Source organism: Stenotrophomonas sp. 05L44_2 (genome assembly GCF_056665995.1).
In genome coordinates, this window is record NZ_JBFTNR010000217.1 from 1 (window position 1) to 5,541 (window position 5,541).

General features: G+C 67.4%; 6 protein-coding genes and 1 pseudogene. 5 read left to right on the top strand and 2 right to left on the bottom strand.

The genetic code is table 11. The annotated features are described in order from the left end of the window. From AC1VAN_RS09465 to AC1VAN_RS09485, 5 genes and pseudogenes are all read left to right on the top strand, one after another. Window positions 1-105 (top strand): annotated as a pseudogene (locus AC1VAN_RS09465) (hypoxanthine-guanine phosphoribosyltransferase); the annotation flags it as partial. Between the two features lie 81 nt (window positions 106-186). Further along, window positions 187-933, top strand: coding sequence for an S-methyl-5'-thioinosine phosphorylase (locus AC1VAN_RS09470; RefSeq protein ID WP_025879179.1), 747 nt, complete (start codon window positions 187-189; stop codon window positions 931-933). 88 nt (window positions 934-1,021) lie between these two features. Further along, entirely contained in the window at window positions 1,022-1,228 is a 207-nt protein-coding gene (gene cspE, locus AC1VAN_RS09475; protein WP_019183439.1) for a transcription antiterminator/RNA stability regulator CspE, read from the top strand. A gap of 374 nt (window positions 1,229-1,602) precedes the next feature. After that, a complete protein-coding gene (locus tag AC1VAN_RS09480; RefSeq protein WP_033831732.1) occupies window positions 1,603-2,871 on the top strand; it encodes an FAD-dependent oxidoreductase in 1,269 nt (422 codons plus the stop codon). Window positions 2,872-3,049: 178 nt separating this feature from the next. Beyond that, the gene (locus AC1VAN_RS09485) at window positions 3,050-3,319 is read left to right on the top strand and encodes a hypothetical protein (RefSeq protein WP_025879177.1); all 270 of its coding nucleotides are present in this window, start codon (window positions 3,050-3,052) and stop codon (window positions 3,317-3,319) included. Between the two features lie 21 nt (window positions 3,320-3,340). Here AC1VAN_RS09485 and pdeM read toward each other — a convergent pair whose 3' ends face one another. Together pdeM and AC1VAN_RS09495 are read right to left on the bottom strand one after the other, a co-directional pair. Beyond that, on the bottom strand, window positions 3,341-3,982 hold the full coding sequence (gene pdeM / locus AC1VAN_RS09490; protein WP_282280605.1) for a ligase-associated DNA damage response endonuclease PdeM: 642 nt from the start codon (window positions 3,980-3,982) through the stop codon (window positions 3,341-3,343). Beyond that, the coding region (locus tag AC1VAN_RS09495; RefSeq protein WP_480985698.1) for a helicase-related protein at window positions 3,972-5,541 on the bottom strand (1,570 nt) is incomplete at its 5' end. The genes AC1VAN_RS09495 and pdeM, both read right to left, overlap by 11 nt.

Below are 5,541 nucleotides of genomic sequence, written 5' to 3' on the forward strand. Positions count from 1 at the left end.
GACTATGCCGGCATCGAGCTGCCGGATCGCTACGTGTTCGGTTTCGGCATGGACGTCAACGAAACCCTGCGCTGCGTGCCGGCCATCTACGCGATGAAGGAATAACAACGCGGCCGCCTGCGGCCTGCGTTTCCCGCCGCCGGCATCCTCGGGTGCCGGCGTTCTTTTTTCTCTGGAGTGCTTTCCATGCAACAGATCGCCCTGGCCGTGATTGGCGGTACCGGTGTCTACAACCTGGCCAAGCTTGACGACGTGCAGACCCACGAAGTCGACACCCGCTTCGGCAAGCCGTCCGGCCCGGTGCGGGTCGGGACATTGCTCGGTCATCGCGTGGCCTTCCTTGCACGCCATGGTGAAGGCCATTCGTTGCCGCCGCACAAGATCAACTACCGGGCCAACCTGGCCGCGCTGCAGCAGATCGGTGCGCAGCGGGTGCTGGCGCTGAACACGGTCGGTGGCATCGGTGACGATTTCGGGCCGCGCGTGCTGGCCTGCCCGGATCAGGTAATCGATTACACCTGGGGCCGCATCAGCACGATCTGCGAAGAAGAGGGCACCGACGTGGTGCACGTCGACTTCGGCCATCCGTATACGCCGATGCTGCGCAGCAAGATCCTGGCGGCGGCGAAGGTGACCGGTGTGAAGGTCCACGATGGCGGCTGCTATGGCGCGACCCAGGGCCCGCGGCTGGAAACCATCGCCGAGATCGCGCGCATGCGCCGCGATGGCTGCGATCTGGTCGGCATGACCGGCATGCCCGAAGCGGCGCTGGCGCGTGAGCTGGGGCTGGATTACGCCTGCCTGGCGATCGTTGCCAACTGGGCCGCCGGGTGCGGTGATGGTGAGGAGATCACCATGGCCGAAGTGCTCGCCAATGTGCAGGCCGCCAGCAACGGACTTCCGGAACTGGTCGGCGAATTGGCGCGGGGGTGATTGTCTTCGCGTAACAAGCTTTGCATACTCAGCTTGTGCGCGGGTTCAGCGTACACCACCCATTCATTGCATAAGGTCACGCATCACCATGCCGAACGGTACCGTCAAGTGGTTCAACGACGCCAAGGGATTTGGCTTCATCTCGCCGGAGGACGGCAGCGCCGACGTCTTCGCGCACTTCTCCGCGATCAACTCCAAGGGCTTCCGCAGTCTGCAGGAAGGCCAGAAGGTCACCTACGACGTGACCCAGGGCCCGAAGGGCGCCCAGGCCTCGAACATCGTTCCGGCCGAGTGATCCACTCGATAGTGCGTTGAAAACCCCGCTTCGGCGGGGTTTTTTTTGCTGGCCGTGAAGATGCTCTTGCGGCGGGAGCGCCTGTCCTTGCGTGCGAATGTCCCCCGGCGCCGGCCTGCGGCCATCGCCTCCTCCTTTACTGCGCACGCAAGGACAGGCGCTCCCGTTGCGGAATCGCGCGCGCCAACAGAGGCCATGAAAGCTGAGCGCTGCCACCATTGGCGGCTCTCCTGCGAAGTAAAGGAGGAGGCAGCCGCGCAGAGGCTGCCGGGGGACATTCGCAGGAGAGCCGGCAGTGGTGGCGGAGCCCGGCACATCTGCTCGGAAGAGGGGCAGCTGATGTACCGCCCCTGCGCCGATGGCACAATGCAGGCATGACGGAACGACTGCGCATCGCCGTGATTGGATACGGCACCGCTGGCCAGGCATTGGCCATCCTGCTCACCCGTGATGGCCACGAGGTGGAGATCTTCGAACGCGTGCCGACCCCCGGGCCGGTGGGTGCGGGATTCCTGCTGCAGCCCAGCGGACTGCAGGTGCTGTGGCAGATGGGCCTGCTTGAGGCCGTGCGTGGCTACGCCATGCCGGTGCGACGGCTGTATGGCGATACGCCGTGCGAGCGCGCGGTGATGGACATGGGCTATGACGGCCTGGATGCGCGACTGCACGGCATGGGCATGCAGCGCGGGGCGTTGTTCTCGGTGCTGGACCAGGCGCGTGAAGGCGCCGGCGAGCTGCACGTGGGCACGACCATCGTCGAGGTCGATCACCAGCAGGGGCGGCTGCGCGACAGCGACGGTCGCACGCACGGACCGTTCGATCTGGTGGTTGCCGCCGACGGCGCCGCCTCCACGCTGCGCAACGCCGTCGACGGTGGCGCGGCGCTGGACCGGGTGTACCCGTGGGGCGCGCTGTGGTGCCTGTTGCCGGCCGAAGACTGGCCGCACATGCAGCAGCTGCGGCAGCGCTACGTCGCCGCGCGCAAGATGATCGGCCTGCTGCCGGTGGGCACCCGACCCGGTGACGACACGCCTCGCCTGAGCTTTTTCTGGAGCCTGCCGCGTGCGGATTTCGACCGCTGGCAGGGCGACGGCATGGCGCCGTGGCTGGAAGAACTGCATGCGCTGTGGCCACAGGCGGGCGCGCGCTTCGCCCATCTGCGCGACGCCGGTCAGCTGGCGCGTGCGGTGTACCGCGATGCCGTGATGAAGCGTTGGCATCAGGGGCGGCTGGTGCTGGCAGGCGATGCAGCACATGCGATGAGCCCGCAGCTGGGGCAGGGCGTGAACATGGCGCTGCTGGATGCACTGGCACTGCGCGACGCGTTACGCACCCACGGTGGTGGCGAACCGGCATTGCAGGCCTACCAGGCGCAACGACGTGCGCATGTGGCGGTCTATCAGCGCTGGAGCCGCTGGCTGACGCCGCTGTTCCAGTCCGATCGCGATGCGTGGGCAAAGGCGCGCGATGTGCTGCTGGGGCCGATGGGACGACTGCCTGGCGGGCGTGGGCACATGCTGCGCGTGCTCAGCGGCACCCAGCACGGATGGCTGGGCGCGTTGCCGCTCGATCCGGCATTCATCCAGGCGCTTGCCGCTGCGCCCCTGCCGCTACAGGGCGTGGAAATGCCGGCCACCGCGTGAAGCCTTTCGTTACGGCACTTAACGATTGCCTCACCCCGTATGTGCGACAAGAGATGAGCACGCGGCAGCCGCGTCGCCCGCTTTCCTTTTCGTGATCGATCATCGCGTGGCCCGGGTGGCGCCGCCGTCGTTGCCTGCTGCGGCCCGGATGCGCCGCACGATGCACGAGGAGGATGCCATGTTGTTCGCGGTCGAGAAGCTGGAATCGGAAATCTGCAAGCTGCGCGGTCTGCTGCGGATGCTGCACGAGGACCAGCCCGACGTACTGGAAGATGTGTTCGAGTTTCATGTCGGCAGTCTGATCAGCCACGCATCACCGGAAAGCCACGGCCATATCCGCGCCTGCGCGCAGGAAATGCTGATGGCGATACAGGCACTGCCGCGCCACGCCGACGAGGCGACGCAGGATTTCAGCCTGATGCACGGAATCGCCGCCCGCCCGTCGTAATCCCGCGCAGGTCTCGACGCGTCAGCGAACCGGTAGCGGCACTACGCTGTCTTCCACACAGGCGAGCAGCTGTTCGCCCGGCGCCAGTACAGGCACCACACCGGCGGTGAATGCCGAGAATGCCGGCAGGATGGTCACGCCCTGGCGCAGCCAGAACGCGGGGAAGCGCCGACGCAGTGCCGGCAACGCAACCTGCGGATGCACATGGCCCGCCAGCACGTGCGCGGAGGCATCGGCCAGCGGCTCGTGCCGCAGCAGGAACGGTCCCCATCGCGCGTCGTCATGCATCTGCACCTGCAGCGCCGCCTTCGGCAGATCCCGGTCGTGATTGCCGCGCACCACGTGGATGTCCAGCGCCGCGTGATGTTCGCGCCAGCCAAGCCATTGCTGATACCAGGCCGCGCGATGCGCCGGGCCGTGCAGGACGTCGCCGAGAATCCACAGTTGTCGGCACTGGTGCGTGGCCACCAGGTCCTGCAGGCGCTGCAGGTCATTGCCGGTGCCGCCCGACGGCAGGGCGATTCCCGCACGCCGGAACACGTCCGCCTTGCCCAGGTGCAGGTCGGCGATCAACAGCGCGCGCTGCGCCGGCCACAGCAGCGCCCGGCCGCCGAGCAGAATCATCGACTCACCTCCCAGCTGCAGCGGAAGATCAGCGGCCATGGCGGCGCTCCAGCTGCTGCGCGGCACGCTGCACGCGCGTGCGCCAGTCTTCATTGCTGAACTGCCCACGCAGGCGTTCGGCCCACAAGGGAAATGCCAGCGGGGTCAGTGATGAGGGCCGCTGAAGGGACAACGAACGTGTGGCGATGCGTACCAGCACTTGCTGCAACCCGGGCAGGTCGAGGCTGTCGTGCAGTACTTCCTGCTCGGCCAATGCCAGCAGCAGATGCTCCGGGTCGTGCTCGCGCAGCACGTCATGCAGCAGTCCGGCGGAGGCCTGCAGCTGGCGCAGCGAGCGTGGCATGCCACCCGGCAGGCTGGGTACCAGCAGGCCCGCTACGCGCGCGATGCCGCGGAACTGGCGGCGCGCCAGCTCGCCCAGGTTCACCGCTGCGCGCAGGTCCTGCAGCAGATCGCCAGCATCCAGCATTGCCCGCCAGTCCTGTTCCYGCAGATCCACCGGCGTGGCCGGAGCGAGCACCAGGCCATGGTCATTCACTGCATAGCCGATGCTGTTGCGTTGCCGACGGGTGCAGCGAAGGGCCAGCAGCGCGGCCAGCGCTTCGTGCACATGGCGGCCCGCAAAGGGATAGACGAACAGGAACTGGCCTTCGCGTCGGCGCACGTTTTCCACCAGCAGGTGGTCGGGCGATGGCGCCGCAGACAGCTGCGACTGCAATGCCAGCAGCGGTGCAAGCCACCGCGACTCCGCGCTCTGGTCGGCGCCTGACAGCACCTTTTCCAGTTCGCGGCCCAAGGGCATCGACAGTGGCAGTTGACCGCCCTGCCAGCGCGGTACCACGCCATCACCACCACCGCGCGCCACGCGCACGAACGCGGTCATGTCGCGAAGCTGCACCAGCTCCAGCAGCCGCCCCGCAAACTGGAAACGGTCGCCGCGGCGCAGGCGGCTGGCGAACTGCTCTTCCACCGCGCCCAGGCTGCCGCCACGCAGGAACTGTACGCGCACGCTGCCGTCGCTGCTGATGGTGCCGATCGACAGCCGATGGCGCAGCGCCTGGCGGCGATCGGGCATGCGGTACACGCCGTCGGCATCGCGTACCACCTTGTGGAACTCCGGGTACCGGGACAATGCACGTCCGCCCTGCACGATGAAATCGATCACCGCATTCCACTGTGCGTCCTCCAGCGCGGCGAAGGCATGCGTGCCACGGACCTGTTCCAGCAGTGCATCGGCGTTGAAGCCGCCCGCCAGCGCGCGGCTGACGGCGTGCTGGGCCAATACGTCCAGCGACAACGTGGGAGGACGTCGCGCTTCGATCACCCCGTCATGCAACGCGTGCCGGGCCGCCGCGTACTCGGCCAGTTCCAGCGCATGGCTGGGAATGCACAGTATCTGGCCGCTGGCACCGGGCCGATGACGTGCACGCCCAGCGCGCTGGCGCAGGCGCGCCACGCCCTTCGGGCTGCCCAGCTGCAGCACCTGGTCCACTTCCGGAAAGTCCACGCCCAGATCCAGGCTGGAGGTGGCCACCACGCAGCGCAGCGTGCCCGCACGCAGTCCGTCCTCGACCTGCTGTCGCAGCGTGGGATCCAAT